The 15365-nt window shown below is 73.8% G+C and carries 19 protein-coding genes; 8 read left to right on the top strand and 11 right to left on the bottom strand.

Translation table 11 applies throughout. The features are described 5' to 3' along the window. Positions 1 to 28 precede the first annotated feature (28 nt). A complete protein-coding gene (locus ACFQ80_RS14925) occupies positions 29 to 700 on the top strand; it encodes an SRPBCC family protein (RefSeq protein WP_430564205.1) in 672 nt (223 codons plus the stop codon). Positions 701 to 789: 89 nt separating this feature from the next. Here the strand turns inward: ACFQ80_RS14925 and ACFQ80_RS14920 are convergent, their stop codons facing one another. Then, on the bottom strand, positions 790 to 1572 hold the full coding sequence (locus tag ACFQ80_RS14920; protein WP_430564204.1) for a helix-turn-helix domain-containing protein: 783 nt from the start codon (positions 1570 to 1572) through the stop codon (positions 790 to 792). A 115-nt stretch (positions 1573 to 1687) separates the two neighbouring features. Here ACFQ80_RS14920 and ACFQ80_RS14915 point away from each other — a divergent pair, with 115 nt between their 5' ends. After that, positions 1688 to 2041: a nuclear transport factor 2 family protein gene (locus tag ACFQ80_RS14915; RefSeq protein WP_430564203.1), complete on the top strand. Its 354-nt coding sequence runs from the start codon at positions 1688 to 1690 to the stop codon at positions 2039 to 2041. A 199-nt stretch (positions 2042 to 2240) separates the two neighbouring features. On the opposite strand, the gene ACFQ80_RS14910 is transcribed toward ACFQ80_RS14915, so the two are convergent. From ACFQ80_RS14910 to infC, 4 genes are all read right to left on the bottom strand, one after another. Next, complete coding sequence (locus tag ACFQ80_RS14910) at positions 2241 to 3116, bottom strand: TrmH family RNA methyltransferase (protein WP_430564202.1); 876 nt, start codon at positions 3114 to 3116, stop codon at positions 2241 to 2243. Positions 3117 to 3169: 53 nt separating this feature from the next. After that, positions 3170 to 3553: a 50S ribosomal protein L20 gene (gene rplT, locus ACFQ80_RS14905; RefSeq protein WP_430552243.1), complete on the bottom strand. Its 384-nt coding sequence runs from the start codon at positions 3551 to 3553 to the stop codon at positions 3170 to 3172. Positions 3554 to 3638: 85 nt separating this feature from the next. Then, positions 3639 to 3833 (bottom strand): 50S ribosomal protein L35, encoded by a 195-nt coding sequence (gene rpmI, locus ACFQ80_RS14900; protein WP_079576291.1) that lies wholly within the window; start codon positions 3831 to 3833, stop codon positions 3639 to 3641. Between the two features lie 104 nt (positions 3834 to 3937). Then, the gene (gene infC, locus ACFQ80_RS14895; RefSeq protein WP_430564229.1) at positions 3938 to 4816 is read right to left on the bottom strand and encodes a translation initiation factor IF-3; all 879 of its coding nucleotides are present in this window, start codon (positions 4814 to 4816) and stop codon (positions 3938 to 3940) included. 432 nt (positions 4817 to 5248) lie between these two features. Between infC and ACFQ80_RS14890 the strand changes: the two genes are divergently transcribed. The 5 genes from ACFQ80_RS14890 (at position 5249) to ACFQ80_RS14870 (ending at position 9195) form a co-directional block, all read left to right on the top strand. Next, positions 5249 to 5716, top strand: coding sequence for a Fur family transcriptional regulator (locus ACFQ80_RS14890; protein WP_430552244.1), 468 nt, complete (start codon positions 5249 to 5251; stop codon positions 5714 to 5716). Between the two features lie 32 nt (positions 5717 to 5748). Continuing rightward, entirely contained in the window at positions 5749 to 7266 is a 1518-nt protein-coding gene (locus tag ACFQ80_RS14885; protein ID WP_430564201.1) for a catalase, read from the top strand. Between the two features lie 123 nt (positions 7267 to 7389). Further along, positions 7390 to 7797: a DUF1844 domain-containing protein gene (locus tag ACFQ80_RS14880; protein WP_430552246.1), complete on the top strand. Its 408-nt coding sequence runs from the start codon at positions 7390 to 7392 to the stop codon at positions 7795 to 7797. A 1-nt stretch (position 7798) separates the two neighbouring features. Continuing rightward, positions 7799 to 8380: a hypothetical protein gene (locus ACFQ80_RS14875; protein ID WP_430564200.1), complete on the top strand. Its 582-nt coding sequence runs from the start codon at positions 7799 to 7801 to the stop codon at positions 8378 to 8380. Next, on the top strand, positions 8377 to 9195 hold the full coding sequence (locus ACFQ80_RS14870) for a S1C family serine protease (RefSeq protein WP_430564199.1): 819 nt from the start codon (positions 8377 to 8379) through the stop codon (positions 9193 to 9195). The genes ACFQ80_RS14875 and ACFQ80_RS14870 overlap by 4 nt, the downstream gene beginning before the upstream one ends. A gap of 32 nt (positions 9196 to 9227) precedes the next feature. On the opposite strand, the gene ACFQ80_RS14865 is transcribed toward ACFQ80_RS14870, so the two are convergent. From ACFQ80_RS14865 to ACFQ80_RS14840, 6 genes are all read right to left on the bottom strand, one after another. Then, positions 9228 to 10019: an SseB family protein gene (locus tag ACFQ80_RS14865; RefSeq protein ID WP_430564198.1), complete on the bottom strand. Its 792-nt coding sequence runs from the start codon at positions 10017 to 10019 to the stop codon at positions 9228 to 9230. Continuing rightward, positions 10016 to 10747 carry a bifunctional 1-(5-phosphoribosyl)-5-((5-phosphoribosylamino)methylideneamino)imidazole-4-carboxamide isomerase/phosphoribosylanthranilate isomerase PriA gene (priA, locus tag ACFQ80_RS14860; protein WP_429762153.1) on the bottom strand — a complete coding sequence of 244 codons (732 nt, stop codon included), beginning with the start codon at positions 10745 to 10747 and terminating at the stop codon, positions 10016 to 10018. The genes ACFQ80_RS14865 and priA overlap by 4 nt, the downstream gene beginning before the upstream one ends. A gap of 61 nt (positions 10748 to 10808) precedes the next feature. Next, positions 10809 to 11624, bottom strand: coding sequence for an imidazole glycerol phosphate synthase subunit HisH (gene hisH, locus ACFQ80_RS14855; RefSeq protein WP_430564197.1), 816 nt, complete (start codon positions 11622 to 11624; stop codon positions 10809 to 10811). 9 nt (positions 11625 to 11633) lie between these two features. Beyond that, positions 11634 to 12179, bottom strand: a complete 546-nt coding sequence (locus ACFQ80_RS14850; protein WP_430552251.1) for a hypothetical protein — start codon at positions 12177 to 12179, stop codon at positions 11634 to 11636. Positions 12180 to 12183: 4 nt separating this feature from the next. Next, entirely contained in the window at positions 12184 to 12786 is a 603-nt protein-coding gene (gene hisB, locus ACFQ80_RS14845; RefSeq protein ID WP_430547395.1) for an imidazoleglycerol-phosphate dehydratase HisB, read from the bottom strand. Continuing rightward, positions 12786 to 14009, bottom strand: a complete 1224-nt coding sequence (locus ACFQ80_RS14840) for a histidinol-phosphate transaminase (RefSeq protein ID WP_430564196.1) — start codon at positions 14007 to 14009, stop codon at positions 12786 to 12788. The genes hisB and ACFQ80_RS14840 overlap by 1 nt, the downstream gene beginning before the upstream one ends. A gap of 279 nt (positions 14010 to 14288) precedes the next feature. On the opposite strand from ACFQ80_RS14840, the gene adhP reads away from it, so the two are divergent. Beyond that, positions 14289 to 15320: an alcohol dehydrogenase AdhP gene (gene adhP / locus ACFQ80_RS14835; RefSeq protein WP_430552253.1), complete on the top strand. Its 1032-nt coding sequence runs from the start codon at positions 14289 to 14291 to the stop codon at positions 15318 to 15320. The last annotated feature ends 45 nt before the right edge of the window (positions 15321 to 15365 follow it).

Here is a 15365-nt window from a genome sequence, read left to right as displayed (position 1 = left end):
ATGCTAGGCCCCGCGGCAGGCTGGGGGCATGCCCACGACCCGCCGCGCGCTCGCCGGCACGACCCTTGCCGTCGCCGGCGTCGGCGCCGCGCTCCTGACCCGGCGCATGACCCAGACCTGGGGCACGGCCGCCCTGGAGGCCGACCAGCCGCTGCCCGGGGACGACCTCGTGCCGTCGGCCGACGTGGTCGCGACCCGCGCGGTCGGCGTCCGTACGCCCGCCTCCGCCGTGTGGCCCTGGCTGCTGCAGCTCGGCTACGGCCGCGGCGGGTTCTACTCCTACGACCGGATCGAGCGCCTGATGGGCCTGGACATCCGCTCCGCGGACCGCGTGGTGCCCGAGTGGCAGCGCCTCGGCCCGGGCGACCGGGTGCACCTCGCCGAGGGCTTCGGGCTCCGCGTGGCCGCGCTGGAGCCGCGGCGCCACCTGGTCCTGCTGGGCGACGAGGGCGGTCCCGACGGCGCGCCGCCCTTCGACTTCTCGTGGGCGTTCGTGCTGCGCCCGTGGCCCGGACGGTCCGCCGGGACGCGGCTGCTCGTGCGGGAGCGGTACCGGTCGCACGGCGTCGCGGGGCGGCTCGTCGTCGAGGCCACGCAGGTGGCGAGCTGGGTGATGTCGGCCGCGATGCTGCGCGGCATCCGGGACCGCGCCGAGGGGCGAGCGGATCGGTGGGGCTCAGGCGCGTCGCCCGTTCGGTGACTCGCTGTGATGGCCCGCGACGCGTTCGAGACCACCTTCGACGGCCGACCGAGAAGCGGACGGACCCGCCACGGCTTCTCGGGCGCACGTCAGGGGTTCAGCAGCCGGCGCGTGTGGTCGTCGGCAGGCAGGAACGTCTCGAGGTGCAGACCGTCGAGGGTGACGTCGGAGGCGCTCTCGATCTGGCTGGCCACGCTGAACATCCGGAGCACCTCACCACCCGCTTCGATCTCTAGCGGGACGACAGGGTCGGCCGATGGTCGGGTGGGGGGCTCACCGTCGCAGGGGTAGTCGACGACGTCCTCCCGGAGCGCGACCAGGTCGTGGTCGCCGCCGGTGCGGGCGATGCGCTGCTGGAGCTGGTGAAGCAGGTGCTCTCGCCAGGTGGGCAGGTTGCGGATGCGCGGTGCGAGTCCTCGCGGGTGCAGGCAGAGCCGGATCACGTTGAGCGGAGGCTCGAGCAGCCTCGGGTCGCAGCCGGCGACCAGCGCGTCGACGGGCCGGTTGGCGTCGACCACGTCCCAATGGTCGTCGAGGAGCAACGCCGGGTACGGCGCGTGGGCGTCCAACAAGGTGCGCAACCCGGCCATCACCGGCGCGAGCGCCTCGTCGTCGGTGGCACGGTGCGCGTAACGGGGAGCGAAGCCCCCCGCGAGCAGGAGGCGGTTCTGCTCGCCCAGGGGTACCCGCATCACCTCGGCCAGCCGGAGGATCATCTCCGGGGTCGGCCGGGATCTTCCGGTCTCGACGAAGCTCACGTGCCGGGTGCTCACCTCCGCCTGGGTGGCGAGCGCGAGTTGGCTCAAGGACCGCAGCTCACGCCAACGGCGCAGTTCGTTGCCGACCGATGGAGCCATCACCGTCGAGGTCATGGGAGGAGCGTAGGCAGCACCTGTCGAAGGCGACCATGACCTCAGAGGTCATCGACCGGACGGTCGACGAGCGGCGAGTCTTCGGGTGCAACGTCATTCGAGAAGGGAAGACGCCATGAACGAGATCGTGACCCGCTACCTCGACACCTGGAACGCCACCGACACGTCGGCCCGCGCCGAGCTCCTCACCAGCCACTGGGCCGAGGACTGCGCCTACGTCGACCCGCTCGCCGAGGCGCAGGGCCGCGAAGCGGTCGAGACGACCATTCAGGCTGTCCAGGCTCAGTTCCCCGGCTTCGTCTTCACCGCCGTGGGCGACATCGACGCCCACCATCAGCAGGTCCGCTTCCAGTGGGGCCTCGGACCGGCCGGCGAGGAGCCGGTCGTGATCGGCTTCGACGTCCTCGTGGTCGACGCGGACCAGCGCATCCGCGACGTTCGCGGCTTCCTCGACAGGGTTCCTGCCTGATGCCTCGCTCGACCGACGCCCACGACGTCAAACGAACCCTGTGACCGGAGGCCGCCGCGTCAAGAACCGCGTCAAGAACCTGGCGCGGCGGCCTCCGGCAGCGTCCGCAGCACGAGGTCGAGGACCGGACACGCGGTACCGGGAAGACGTCACCTGGCCGGTCTGCCGCGCGCCTCGACGCGCGTCGAGGAGACGCGCCCTAGCGCTGGGCGCGCCCGCTGGCGTACAGGCAGACGGTCGCGGCGGTCGCGAGGTTGAGCGACTCGGCCTGGCCGCGGATCGGCACGCGCACGACCGCGTCGGCGAGGGCACGGTCGGCCTCGGGCAGACCCCAGGCCTCGTTGCCGAAGACCCATGCCGTCGAGCCGGAGAGGTCGGGCTGGTCGGGCTCTCGCGAGGCCGCGCCCGCGACGTCGAGCAGGTCGTCCAGGTCGTGGGTCCCCGCGCCGTCGGCGGCGAGGACGACACAGCCGGCGGACCGGAGGACGGCGACGGCCTCGGCCAGCGACGCCCCGGTGACGACCGGGAGGTGGAAGAGCGAGCCGGCCGTGGACCGCACCACCTTCGGGTTGTGCGGGTCGACGCTGTGGCCCGCGAGGACCACCAGGTCGGCGCCGGCGGCGTCGGACGCGCGGATCACCGTGCCTGCGTTCCCCGGGTCGCGCACGGCGGCCAGCACGGCGACGAGCAGCGGGCGCCCCTCGGCGGCCCGCGCCGCGGCCAACGACTCCACCGCCTCGTCGAGTCCGTACGACCGTGCCCGCACGACCGCCAGGACGCCCTGGGCGTCGGGGCTCATCGCCTCCAGCACCTCGGGCGTCCCGACGTGCAGGTGCAGCCCGGCGTCGAGGGCGTCGCGCAGGATCTCGTCGTAGCGCTCGGCCGCGGCGGGCGTCAGATAGACGTCCCGGACGTCGTGGGCCGCGTGGCGGACCGCCTCGCGCACGCCCTGAGGGCCCTCGACGAGGAACTGCGCGTGCCGGGAACGCGCAGGACGCCCGGACAGCGCCCTGACCTGCTTGACCCGGTCCGCCCGCGGGTTCGCGAGCGTCACGTCGGGGATGCCTGAGATCATGCGCGGCATCGACAGGTCGGGGGTGTCCGGGCGTCCGGGTGCTGAGCGGTGGCTCAGGCGGCCTTCGGCGCGTTGACGTCGGCCGGCAGCGCGTCCTTGGCGACCTGGACGAGCGCGTTGAACGCCGCCACGTCGTTGACCGCGAGCTCGGCGAGCATGCGACGGTCGACCTCGACCTCAGCGGCCTTGAGGCCCTGGATGAGGCGGTTGTAGGTCAGCCCCTGCGCGCGGGACGCAGCGTTGATGCGCTGGATCCACAGCTTGCGGAAGTCGCCCTTCTTCGCCTTGCGGTCGCGGTACGAGTAGACGAGGGAGTGGGTGACCTGCTCCTTCGCCTTCCGGTACAGGCGCGAACGCTGGCCGCGGTAGCCGCTGGCGCGCTCGAGGGTCGTACGGCGCTTCTTGTGGGCGTTGACCGCCCGCTTCACGCGTGCCACGTGATGCTCCTTGCAGTGTCGGGTCGGAAGTGGACCCGGCGGCCGTGCTCCTCGGTGTCACCGGGAGCGGGTGGCCGCCGAGGGCTCACTTGCCGAGCAGCTTCTTGATGGTCTTGACGTCGGCGGCCGAGACCACCTGGTCCTGGGCCAGACGACGCGTGCGGCGGCTGGACTTGTGCTCGAGGTAGTGGCGAGCGTTCGTCTGCTCACGCATGATCTTGCCGCTGCCGGTGACCCGGAAACGCTTCTTGGCGCCGGAGTGCGTCTTGTTCTTCGGCATGACTGCCGTCTCTCCTCGTGTCGGTCACCCGCCGGCCGGCGGGGACGTGGTGCGGACCGGGGCCGGCGAGCGGCCCGGTGCCAGATGGTCGTGTGTGTTCGGCCTCAGCGCCCTGCGCGGGGGCTCGGCTTCGGCGGCCGCGGCGCGGCCGGCCGAGGGGTGCTCGGCTTCGGCGTCGCGGGCTTCGGCGTCGCGGCGGCCGGCTTCGGCGCAGCGGCCGGCTTCGGCGCAGCGGCCGGCTTGGCCGGAGCGGCGGCCGGCTTGGCCAGAGCAGCGGCCTTCGCCGGAGCAGCGGCGGGCTTCTCCTCGGCGACCGGTGCAGGGGTCGGCTGCACGGCCTCGGGGGCCGGCGCCTCCTGCACCTCGACCTCGGGCTGCGTCGGCTCGGGCTCCGTCGGCTCGGGCTCCGGCGTCGGCTGCGAGGGCGCAGCCTGGGCGCGGGCCTCGGCCTTGACCTCGGACTTGGTCTTGCGCTGCGCGTTGATCTCGCTGGACCGCTTGCGCTGCTCGACCTTGGCGTCGGCCTTCTTCTTCACCGGACCGAGCACCATGGTCATGTTGCGGCCGTCCTGCTTCGGCATCGACTCGACGAAGCCGAGGTCCGACACCTCCTCCGCGAGGCGCTGCAGCAGGCGCACGCCCATCTCGGGGCGGGACTGCTCACGACCACGGAACATGATCATGACCTTGACCTTGTCGCCGGCCTCCAGGAAGCGCACGACGTGGCCCTTCTTGGTGCCGTAGTCGTGCGGGTCGATCTTCAGGCGGAACCGGATCTCCTTGAGGACCGTGTTCGCCTGGTTGCGCCGCGCCTCGCGCGCCTTCATGTCCGACTCGTACTTGAACTTGCCGTAGTCCATGAGCTTGGCGACGGGCGGACGGGCGTCCGGGGCCACCTCGACGAGGTCGAGGTCGGCGTCCTGGGCAAGCTTCAGGGCGACTCCCGTGGCGACCACGCCGACCTGCTCCCCGCCCGGGCCGATGAGTCGGACCTCGGGGACGCGGATCCGATCGTTGATGCGAGGCTCGCTGATGGTGATGCTCCTAGGAACTCGTCGGTAGACCGCCAGGGACGGGAAAGGCCCCCGACCTGAGCACAGGTGGAGGCCATCTACCGACGCCGGGGCGCGAACGCTCCGACGACCGAGGCGGACGCCCACGAGGGACGTCCGACCGGGACCCGGCTCCTGTCGGCGCCGGGGGCGCTCGGTCGGTGCTCGGGTGGGATGAGATCCACTTGATGCACCTGAGCCCTGCAGACGCTCCGCGGAGCGGCGTACGGACGGACCCAGGTCGGTCAGCTGTCAAGGCTAGCACGGGATCGCCGCCCGTCCGGCCGGTGTGGCGAGCGTCTCGGCCGACCCTGCCACGACCTTTACTGGAATCGTTCCAGAAAGTGTGGCAGGGTCACGGCCATGACCACGGCGAGGACGGACGAGACGTTGCTGAGGGAGCGGGGCCTGCGCGTCACCGGTTCCCGGCTCGCCGTCCTGCGCGCGCTCTCCGAGCACCCGCACGCCACCGCGGACGACGTCGTGCGCGCGGTGCGGGCCGACCTCGGCTCGGTGTCCGTGCAGGCCGTCTACGACTGCCTGCACGCGCTCACCTCGTCCGGCCTCCTGCGCCGGATGGAGCCGGCCGGGCACCCCGCGCGCTACGAGCGCCGCACCGGCGACAACCACCACCACGTGGTGTGCCGCTCGTGCGGCGCCGTCGCCGACGTCGACTGCACCGTGGGTCACGCACCCTGCCTGACGCCCAGCGCGTCCCACGGGTTCGCCGTCGACCTCGCCGAGGTCACCTTCTGGGGCCTGTGCCCCGACTGTGCCGGACGCTCCGCCGCCGACCCCGTCCCGGCGGCCGGCCACGGCACGACCTTCTGAACCGGAACCCCCCTGAGAAAGGACGTCATCTCATGACGACGCCGTTCACGACGACGCAGACCGGCACCCCGGTCGCGAGCGACGCGCACTCGCTGACCGTGGGCGCGGACGGGCCCACCGTCCTGCACGACCGCTACCTGGTCGAGAAGCTCGCCTCCTTCAACCGGGAGCGCGTGCCCGAGCGCAACCCGCACGCCAAGGGCGGTGGCGCCTTCGGCGAGCTCGTGATCACCGAGGACGTGTCGCAGTACACCCGCGCCGCGGTCTTCCAGAAGGGCGCGACGAGCGAGACGCTGCTGCGCTTCTCCTCCGTCGCGGGCGAGCAGGGCTCCCCCGACACCTGGCGCGACGTGCGTGGCTTCTCCCTGCGCTTCTACACCACCGAGGGCAACCTCGACATCGTCGGGAACAACACCCCCACGTTCTTCCTGCGCGACGCGATGAAGTTCCCGGACTTCATCCACTCGCAGAAGCGCCTCGGCGCCTCGGGCCTGCGCGACGCCGACATGCAGTGGGACTTCTGGACCCTCTCCCCCGAGTCGGCCCACCAGGTCACCTACGTCATGGGCGACCGCGGCCTGTCGAAGTCGTGGCGGCACCTCAACGGCTACGGCTCGCACACCTACCAGTGGGTCAACGCCGAGGGCGAGCGCTTCTGGGTGCAGTACCACTTCCTGTCGAACCAGGGCGTGGAGCACATGTCGGCGGAGGACGCCGAGCGCATCGCCGGCGAGGACGCCGACTACTACCGCCGCGACCTGTACGAGGCCATCGACCGCGGCGAGTTCCCCTCGTGGGACGTCTACGTGCAGGTCATGCCGTACGAGGACGCGAAGACGTACCGCTTCAACCCGTTCGACATGACGAAGACCTGGTCGAAGAAGGACTACCCGCGCATCAAGGTCGGGACGTTCACGCTGAACCGGAACCCGCAGAACTTCTTCGCCGAGATCGAGCAGGCCGCGTTCTCGCCGGGCAACCAGGTGCCGGGCACCGGCATCTCGCCGGACAAGATGCTCATGGCCCGCGTGTTCTCCTACCCGGACGCCCAGCGCCACCGCATCGGCACGAACTTCAACCAGCTGCCGGTCAACCAGCCGCACGCCGCCCCGGTCGCGAACTACATGCACCAGGGCAACATGCAGTACCACTTCAACGGCGCCGAGCACCGCGTGTACACGCCGAACTCGTTCGGCGAGGCCGGCGGCCCCGTGGCCGACCCGCTGCTCGGCGTCGAGGCGGCGTGGGAGTCGGACGGCGCGCTGCTGCGCTCCGCGCAGACCCTGCACGCCGAGGACGACGACTTCGGCCAGGCCGGCACCCTGTACCGCGAGGTCTTCGACGACGGCGCCAAGGCGCGGTTCCTCGAGACCCTCACCGGCCAGGGCCTCGCCATCACGATCGACGAGATCCGCGAGCGGTTCTTCCAGTACTGGACGAACGTCGACGCCGAGCTCGGCGCCAAGCTCCGCGCCGAGGTGTCGGCCGGGCACGTGCCGTCGCCGGCCGCCGCCGGCTCGGGCCCGGACGTCGAGCCCGTCGGCATCTGACGCGACAGGCACGGCGACGCGCGTCCGCCGTCGCCGCTCACCGAGGCCGGGTCCCCGCGGGGGCCCGGCCTCGGCCGTCCCCCGCGGGCCGTCACGGTCCCGCCCGATGCGAAGATGGACCCCATGAGCACCTCGCCCGACGCCATCTCCACCGACTCCGCGACCGCGACCCCCGCGACCCCCTCCACCGCCGACGCCGCGGCCGACGACGCCACCCGTGACATCGCCGACGTCGCCGCGGTCGAGGTCATCACCGCCGCGGCCGTGCACCTCATGAGCGCCGCCGCCGTGAAGTGCGGCCTCGCGGAGGACGCCGACGCCCAGGGGCACCTGGACCTCGACGAGGCGCGGAAGCTGATCACGGCGCTCGCCGCGCTCGTCGTGACGAGCGCCCCCGACATCGGCAACCAGCACGCCCGCTCGCTGCGCGACGGCCTGCGGTCCCTGCAGCTCGCGTTCCGCGAGGCGTCGGTCGTGCCGGACGCGCCCGGCGAGGGCCCCGGCGAGAAGTTCACGGGCTCCGTCGTCTGAGATGTCCGCCCCGTCCGCCTGGCCGCCGCCCCCGGACCGCTCGCCACCCCCTGCGGGGAGCGGCGCACCCGTCCGTCGCCGCGACCGCCGCCCGGTCGTGGCGGTCCTGGCCGTGCTGCTCGCCGGGGCGCTCGGCATCGGCGCGTACCTGTGGGTGACCACCACGCGCTGGCAGGCGCACAGCGCGGCATGGGAGGACGAGGCGCGGGGGTACGCCGACCGGGTGGCGTCCCTCGACGCCGAGCTCGACGCCACCGACGCCGAGCTGGTCGCGGCCCGCGAGCAGCTCGCGACCGCCACGGCCCGCATCACCGACCTCGCCAACGAGAAGGCCCAGCTCGGGGACGAGAACGTCGCCTCGCAGCAGTACCTCGACTACCAGCGGCGCGTGAGCGAGGCGGCGGGCGTCGTGACCACGGCGCTCGGCGACTGCGTCGACGCCCAGTCGCAGCTCATCACGTACCTCGAGGACCGCGGCTCCTACGACGCGAAGGACCTCGACCGGTTCGCCTCCGACGTCGAGACGCTGTGCCGGCAGGCCTCCGAGGCGAACGACCAGCTCGAGCAGGAGCTCGAGCAGTGACCCGACCAAGTACCCGACCAGGTACCCGGCCAGACCGCTCGCGCGGCCTGCGCCCGGCGCCGGCCCTCCTCCTCGCCGCGACGCTCGCCGGCTGCGGGGTGCTCCCCGCGCTCCCGCCCGCGGTCCCGGACGACGTCGTCCCGACGCGCGTCGCGCCGTCCGCCCCGGCGTCGCTCTCCCCCGACGACGCGGAGGGCCTGTCCCCCGACGGCTTCGACGCCGTGCAGCGCATGGCCGTGCGGATCCGGAACGTCGGCTGCGACGGCCTGTCGACCGGGTCCGGCTTCGCCGTCGACGCGCACACCCTCGTCACCAACCGCCACGTCGTGGCGGACTCGGAGTCCCTGGAGGTCAGCACCTACGACGGGCGCGACCTGGAGGTCTCCGCCGCGGGCAGCGCATCCCTGGCCGACCTCGCCCTCGTGCGCACCGCGGACCCGCTGCCCAGCTACCCGACGCTCGCGGAGGCCGACCCGCGGCCCGGCGACGCCGTCACCGTGGTCGGCTATCCCGAGGGCGGCGAGCTGACGATCACCGCCGGCGAGGTCATCGGGCCGACGACCGACCCGCTGCACGAGAACCTGGGCGAGGTGCTGCTCACCGACGCCCCCGTCGAACCGGGCTCGTCGGGGTCGGCCGCCCTCGACACGCGGGGACGGGTGATCGGCGTCGTGTACGCGAAGACCTCCGACGGCCGCTCGCTGCTGGTGCCGCTCTCCACCCTGGAACGGCTGCTCGACGACGCCGACGGCTTCCGGGCGCTGCCGCCGTGCGCACAGCCGTCCGGCAGCCCGTCCGCGACGCCCACCGGCTAGGAGGCCCGGCGACGCCGGGTCGGCACGCCGGGTCAGCGCGCCGCGCCCACCCGCAGCTCGAGCGAGTCCACGCGGCCGGAGATCACCGTCGAGGCGCCGAGACGGGCGTTCACCTGCGCGAGCACGCGGTCCAGCCCCGGCCGGTCCAGCCCCGGGTCCAGGGCCAGGACGACGGCGACCTCCGCGCGGCGTCCGCGCTCGGCGTGCGCGCGCACCACGTGCTGCACCGGCGCCGCGGCGTCCGCGACCGCGGCGGCGACCTCCGGGTCCACCTCGAGGGCGCCGTCCGGGCCCGCGGGGACCAGCGCCGGGCGCCACTCCTCGCCCTGGGCGAGCGCCCAGACCGCAGGCCGGGGCACGAGGGCGGTGGCCGGCCCGGCCGGGTCCACGACCAGCAGCGACCAGTCCTCGCTCACCGCCGAGAGGGCCGCGCGGGCCGCCTCGACCGGGACGGGACGGGCGTCGGGCCGCCAGGCCGTCATCGCGCCGACCGACGTGAAGACGGGGAGCGCGCGGCGACCGTCGGGCGCCTCGATCGCCACCACGCCGGCCGCGGCCTCCTTGTCGACGTGCAGCTCCTGCGTGCCCGAGGGCCCCTCGTGCTCGACGACGTCGGCGACGGCCAGCTCGGCGAGCACGGGGACCAGCACGCGGGTCACGGCGAGGCGCCGCACGACGTCCTCCAGCGACCCCGTGCCCGCGGCGTGCGCGACCAGCAGCGCGGCGAGCTCCGGGTCGGCCGAGCCGTCGTCGCCCGCGAACTGCGACGTCGGCTGGATGGACTTCAGGTGGCCCGGCAGGGCCCGGCCGTCCCCGGCCGTCACGGCCGGCCCGCCACGTCGAGCGCCTCGGGCAGCGTGAACGCCCCGGCGTACAGGGCCTTGCCCACCACGGCGCCCTCGACGCCGTCCGGCACCAGGGCGCGCAGCGCCTCGAGGTCCGCGAGCGAGGAGATGCCGCCGGACGCGACCACCTTGGCCGGCGTGCGCGAGGCGACCTCGCGCAGCAGGTCGACGTTCGGGCCGCGCAGCGTGCCGTCCTTGGTCACGTCGGTGACGACGTACCGGGAGCAGCCGGCGTCGTCCAGGCGGGCGAGCACCTCCCACAGGTCGCCGCCCTCCTGGGTCCAGCCGCGGGCGGCGAGCGTCGTGCCGCGCACGTCGAGGCCCACGGCGACGGCGTCCCCGTGCTCGGCGATGACGCGGGCGGTCCACTCCGGGTCCTCCAGGGCGGCGGTGCCGATGTTGACGCGCCGGGCTCCCGTGGCGAGCGCGCGCTCGAGCGAGGCGTCGTCGCGGATGCCGCCGGACAGCTCGACCTGGACGTCGAGCTCCGCGACGACCTGCGCGAGGAGGTCGGCGTTCGAGCCGCGACCGAACGCCGCGTCGAGGTCCACGAGGTGGATCCACTCGGCGCCGCCCGCCTGCCAGTCGCGGGCGGCGGCCAGCGGGTCGCCGTAGGACGTCTCCGAGCCGGCCTCCCCCTGCACGAGGCGGACGGCCTGGCCGTCGGCGACGTCGACGGCGGGCAGCAGCACGAGGCGGTCGGTCATCAGGGTGTCTCCAGCTTCTGGAACGGCAGGTTCGGGTGCGGGGTGATCGGGTCGACGGCGCTCAGAGCGAGCGGACCCAGTTCTCGAGCAGGGTCGCGCCGGCGTCGCCGGACTTCTCGGGGTGGAACTGCGTGGCGGCCAGCGGACCGCTCTCGACGGCGGCGACGAACCGGGACTCCGCGCCCGGCGCCCCGTGCCGCGCCCAGGTGACCAGCGGCGGCGTGTAGCGCGGGTCCGCGTCGCCGTCGTGCCCCTGCGTGAACTGCCGCGCCGCGTACGAGTGCACGAAGTAGAACCGCTCGTGCTCGACCCCCGCGAAGAGGCGGGAGCCCTCGGGAGCCTCCACGGGCGACCAGCCCATGTGGGGCACGACCGGGGCGTCGAGGCGCTCGACGACGCCGGGCCACTCGCCCAGGCCCTCGGCGCGCTCGCCGTGCTCCACGCCGGCGTCGAACATGACCTGCATGCCGACGCAGATGCCCAGCACCGGGCGACCCCCCGCGAGGCGCCGGTCGATCACCTGGTCGCCCCGCACGGCACGGAGGCCGGCCATGCAGGCGGCGAACGCGCCGACGCCCGGCACGACGAGGCCGTCGGCCTCGGCGGCCCGCGCCAGGTCGGCGGTGAGCTCCACGTCGGCACCGACCCGCTCGAGCGCGCGCACGGCCGAGCGGACGTTGCCGAAGCCGTAGTCGAGCACCACGACGTGGGAGCGTCCGTCCGGGCGCGCGGGCGCCGGCGCGGGGTTGAGCTCGGCCGCGGCGCCGCCGTGCGGCAGCAACGGCGTGATCCCCGCCGCCTCCTGCGCCGCGGTGATCCTGTCCCGGTCGACCGTGCCTGTCGAGTCGCTGGTCGAATCGCTGGGCGTGTCCGGCATGCTTCTCCCCTACTGCTTCTTGCGGGCCTTGCGCGCGGCGCCGGTCAGCATCCGCATCGCCTTGAAGCGGCCGATGCTCGTCGACGGCACGACGCCCGGCAGGTCGGCCACCGTGAGCTGGCCGGTGACGAGGTCCTCGAGCGCCTCCGGCGCGCCGCCCAGCACCAGGCCCGGGGGCAGCTCGCCCTGCGCCTCGCCGTCGGCGTAGCGCACGCAGGTGAGCTGCTCGCCCCAGCGGGTCACGAGCACCAGCGGGACGCCCGCCACGAGCTTCGAGATCGCCGCGGCGGCGTGGTCGGGGGCATCGTCGCTCGTGTCGCGCAGCACGGCGACGGCGCCCACGGGCGTGGGCACGGCGTCGACGTCGAGCTCCGCGAGCGAGCAGGCGGCCGCCAAGGGCTCCGCGCCGGCGATCTGTGTGATGAGGACCGCCAGGTCGGGGTCCTTGCGGGTGCCGTCGAGACCCGACAGGTCGTCGGGGACCTCGAAGCCCTCGGGCAGGTCGTCGGGCAGGTCCGGCTGCGGGTCGGGCTGCCGGTCGGGATCGGTGGTCATGCGGCTACAGCGCACCCTTCGTGGACGGGACGCCCTCGACGCGCGGGTCGGGGGCGACGGCGGCGCGCAGCGCGCGGGCGAGCGCCTTGAACTGGGCCTCGACGATGTGGTGGGGGTCGCGGCCCGCGAGGACCCGCACGTGCAGGCAGATGCCCGCGTGGTGGGCGATCGACTCGAGCACGTGCCGCGTGAGGGACCCGGTGAAGTGCCCGCCGATGAGGTGGTACTCCTGCCCCTCCGGCTCGCCGGAGTGCACCAGGTACGGCCGGCCGGAGACGTCGACGACCGCGAGCGCGAGCGCCTCGTCGAGCGGCACGGTCGCGTCGCCGTAGCGGGAGATGCCGCGCTTGTCGCCCAGCGCCTCGCGCAGCGCCTCGCCGAGCACGATGGCGACGTCCTCGACCGTGTGGTGCGCGTCGATGTGGGTGTCGCCGGTCGCGCGCACCGTGAGGTCGATCAGCGAGTGCTTGCCGAGCGCGGTGAGCATGTGGTCGTAGAACGGCACGGTCGTCGAGATCTCCGTGCGCCCCGTGCCGTCCAGGTCCAGCTCGACGACGACGCTCGACTCGCTCGTCGTGCGCTCCACGCGGGCCGTGCGGTGCTGCATCAGTCCTCCTCCTCGGGCGCCGTGGCGCCGGTGACCGTCTCGCTGACGACCTCGATGAACGCGGCCCGGAACGCGGCGTTCTCGCCGGGCGTGCCGACGGAGACGCGCAGCCAGCCGTCGGGCCCCGTCTCGCGGATGAGGACCCCGCGGTCGAGCAGGCCCTGCCAGACGGCGTGCCGGTCCTCGAACGTGCCGAACAGCACGAAGTTCGCGTCGGAGTCCGCCACCTGCAGCGGGCGGCCGTCCACGCGCTGCGCGCGCAGCCACGCCACGAGGGCGTCGCGCTCGTCGCGCAGGTCGCGCACCTGGGCCCGCAGCTCGTCGTGGTGCGCCAGCGCTCCCCGTGCGGCCGCCTGCGTGACGGCCGACAGGTGGTAGGGCAGCCGGACGACACGCAGGGCGTCGACGAGCGCGGTGGAGGCGGCCAGGTAGCCGAGCCGCAGCCCGGCCGCGGCGAAGGCCTTCGACATCGTGCGCGAGACCGCGAGGTGGGGGTGCGTGCCGAGCAGCTCGAGGGCCGACGGCGTGCCGGGGCGCCGGAACTCCGCGTACGCCTCGTCGACCACGACGACAGCGCCGGCCCGGCGACCGTCGCGCTCGGGGGCGTCGGGCACCTCGGTCCTCGCCGCGGCGTCCAGGATCGCCTCCACCGTCGCGAGCGGCAGCGCCGTGCCGGTCGGGTTGTTCGGGCTGGCGAGGAGGACCACGGACGGGCGGACCTCCTCGATCGTCGCGACCGCGTGGTCGACGTCGAGCGTGAAGTCGGTCTCGCGGCGGCCGGTGACCCAGCGCGTGTGCGTGTCGCGCGCGTACTCGGGGTACATCGAGTAGGTCGGCGCGAAGGACAGCGCGGTGCGGCCGGGGCCCCCGAACGCCTGCAGGAGATGCAGCATGACCTCGTTGGAGCCGTTGGCGGCCCAGACCTGCTCGGGCGCGACCCGCACCCCCGACTCGAGCGCCAGGTAGTCGGCCAGGTCGCCACGCAGGGCGGCGAAGTCGCGGTCCGGGTACCGGTTGAGCCCGCGCGCCGCCTCGGCGACGTGGTGGGCGATCGTCGCGACCACGGCCTCCGACGGGGCGTACGGGTTCTCGTTGACGTTCAGCCGCACGGGCACGTCGAGCTGCGGGGCGCCGTAGGGCACCTCGGCGGCGAGCTCGGGACGCAGCGGCAGCCGCGCGCCGTCGACGCCGCCCGCGGGTGCGGCGGACAGGGGGGTGGTCACCGCGCCAGTCTACGGAACGGCCGGAGCGCCCGAGGGCGGCGTCCGCCCCTCGGCCGGGCACGCGAGCCCGGGTCGGGCCGACCGCTGCCGACCGTGCCGGATCGACCGGCCATCCACTTTGTGAAGGATTACACATGCAGCGAACGGCCTGATCGTGCGGCTTGTGACAGCCTTCACAAGGCCCTGGGGCTGCGTCGCGGAGGCATCGCGCCTACCGTCGAGGTATCAGCAGTTCGACATGTGGGCCGCCCGCGAGCGGCCCGTGAGAGGGAGAAGCAGATGAGCACCATGCAGGCCGCGGTCGTCCACTCGTTCACCGAGCCCCTGACCGTCGAGGACCGAGAGATCCCGACGCCCGGCCCGCACGAGGCCCTGGTCAAGGTCGACTACACCGGGGTGTGCCACACCGACCTGCATGCCGCGCACGGCGACTGGCCGGTCAAGCCGAGCCCGCCGTTCGTCCCCGGCCACGAGGGCGTCGGGCACGTCGTCGCCGTCGGCGACCAGGTGACCCGCGTCAAGGTCGGCGACACCGTCGGCAACGCCTGGCTGTGGAGCGCCTGCGGCGAGTGCGAGTACTGCGAGACCGGTTGGGAGACCCTCTGCCCGAACCAGAAGAACGGCGGCTACTCGGTCGACGGCTCCTTCGGCCAGTACATGCTCGTCGACTCCCGGTACGCCCCGATCGTCCCCGAGGGCGTCGACCTGTCGGCCGTGGGCCCGATCCTGTGCGCCGGCGTCACCGTCTACAAGGGCCTCAAGGTCACCGACACCAAGCCGGGCGAGTGGGTGCTGATCTCCGGCATCGGCGGCCTCGGCCACATCGCCGTGCAGTACGCGGTCGCGATGGGCCGCCGCGTCGCCGCGGTCGACGTCGACGACGCCAAGCTCGAGCTGGCGCGCAAGCACGGGGCCGAGGTGACCGTGAACGCGGCCACCTCCGCCGACGCCGCGGCCGAGCTGCAGGAGAAGACCGGCGGCGGCGTCCACGGCGCACTGGTGACCGCGGTCAACGCCCACGCGTTCCCGCAGGCCGTCGGCGCGCTGCGCCGCGGCGGCACGGTGTCCCTCGTGGGCCTGCCCCCGGAGAAGTTCCCGCTGGACATCTTCACCACGGTCCTGTTCGGGCTCACCGTGCGCGGCTCGATCGTCGGCACCCGCAAGGACATGGCGGAGGCCCTCGACTTCTTCGCCCGCGGCAAGGTCGACCCGACCTACACGGTGCGCCCCCTCGGCGACATCAACGCGATCTTCGACGAGATGATCGCGGGCAGCATCGACGGCCGCGTCGTCATGGACATGCGGAGCTGACGCTCCCCGCGCACGACGGGGGCCCGGCGGCACGTGCCGCCGGGC

Source organism: Isoptericola sp. NPDC056578 (assembly GCF_042793275.1).
In the GTDB taxonomy this organism is placed as follows: domain Bacteria; phylum Actinomycetota; class Actinomycetes; order Actinomycetales; family Cellulomonadaceae; genus Isoptericola.
The sequence above is the reverse complement of the archived record's forward strand: the minus strand, read 5'-3'. Positions and strand labels throughout refer to the sequence as shown.

Coding starts and splice junctions, on each gene's coding strand:
- ACFQ80_RS14925 (WP_430564205.1), top strand. CDS start 29: ATGCCCACGACCCGCCGCGCGCTCGCCGGCACGACCCTTGCCGTCGCC.
- ACFQ80_RS14920 (WP_430564204.1), bottom strand. CDS start 1,572: ATGACCTCGACGGTGATGGCTCCATCGGTCGGCAACGAACTGCGCCGT.
- ACFQ80_RS14915 (WP_430564203.1), top strand. CDS start 1,688: ATGAACGAGATCGTGACCCGCTACCTCGACACCTGGAACGCCACCGAC.
- ACFQ80_RS14910 (WP_430564202.1), bottom strand. CDS start 3,116: ATGATCTCAGGCATCCCCGACGTGACGCTCGCGAACCCGCGGGCGGAC.
- rpmI (WP_079576291.1), bottom strand. CDS start 3,833: ATGCCGAAGAACAAGACGCACTCCGGCGCCAAGAAGCGTTTCCGGGTC.
- ACFQ80_RS14890 (WP_430552244.1), top strand. CDS start 5,249: ATGACCACGGCGAGGACGGACGAGACGTTGCTGAGGGAGCGGGGCCTG.
- ACFQ80_RS14885 (WP_430564201.1), top strand. CDS start 5,749: ATGACGACGCCGTTCACGACGACGCAGACCGGCACCCCGGTCGCGAGC.
- ACFQ80_RS14880 (WP_430552246.1), top strand. CDS start 7,390: ATGAGCACCTCGCCCGACGCCATCTCCACCGACTCCGCGACCGCGACC.
- ACFQ80_RS14875 (WP_430564200.1), top strand. CDS start 7,799: ATGTCCGCCCCGTCCGCCTGGCCGCCGCCCCCGGACCGCTCGCCACCC.
- priA (WP_429762153.1), bottom strand. CDS start 10,747: ATGACCGACCGCCTCGTGCTGCTGCCCGCCGTCGACGTCGCCGACGGC.
- hisH (WP_430564197.1), bottom strand. CDS start 11,624: ATGCCGGACACGCCCAGCGATTCGACCAGCGACTCGACAGGCACGGTC.
- ACFQ80_RS14850 (WP_430552251.1), bottom strand. CDS start 12,179: ATGACCACCGATCCCGACCGGCAGCCCGACCCGCAGCCGGACCTGCCC.
- hisB (WP_430547395.1), bottom strand. CDS start 12,786: ATGCAGCACCGCACGGCCCGCGTGGAGCGCACGACGAGCGAGTCGAGC.
- adhP (WP_430552253.1), top strand. CDS start 14,289: ATGAGCACCATGCAGGCCGCGGTCGTCCACTCGTTCACCGAGCCCCTG.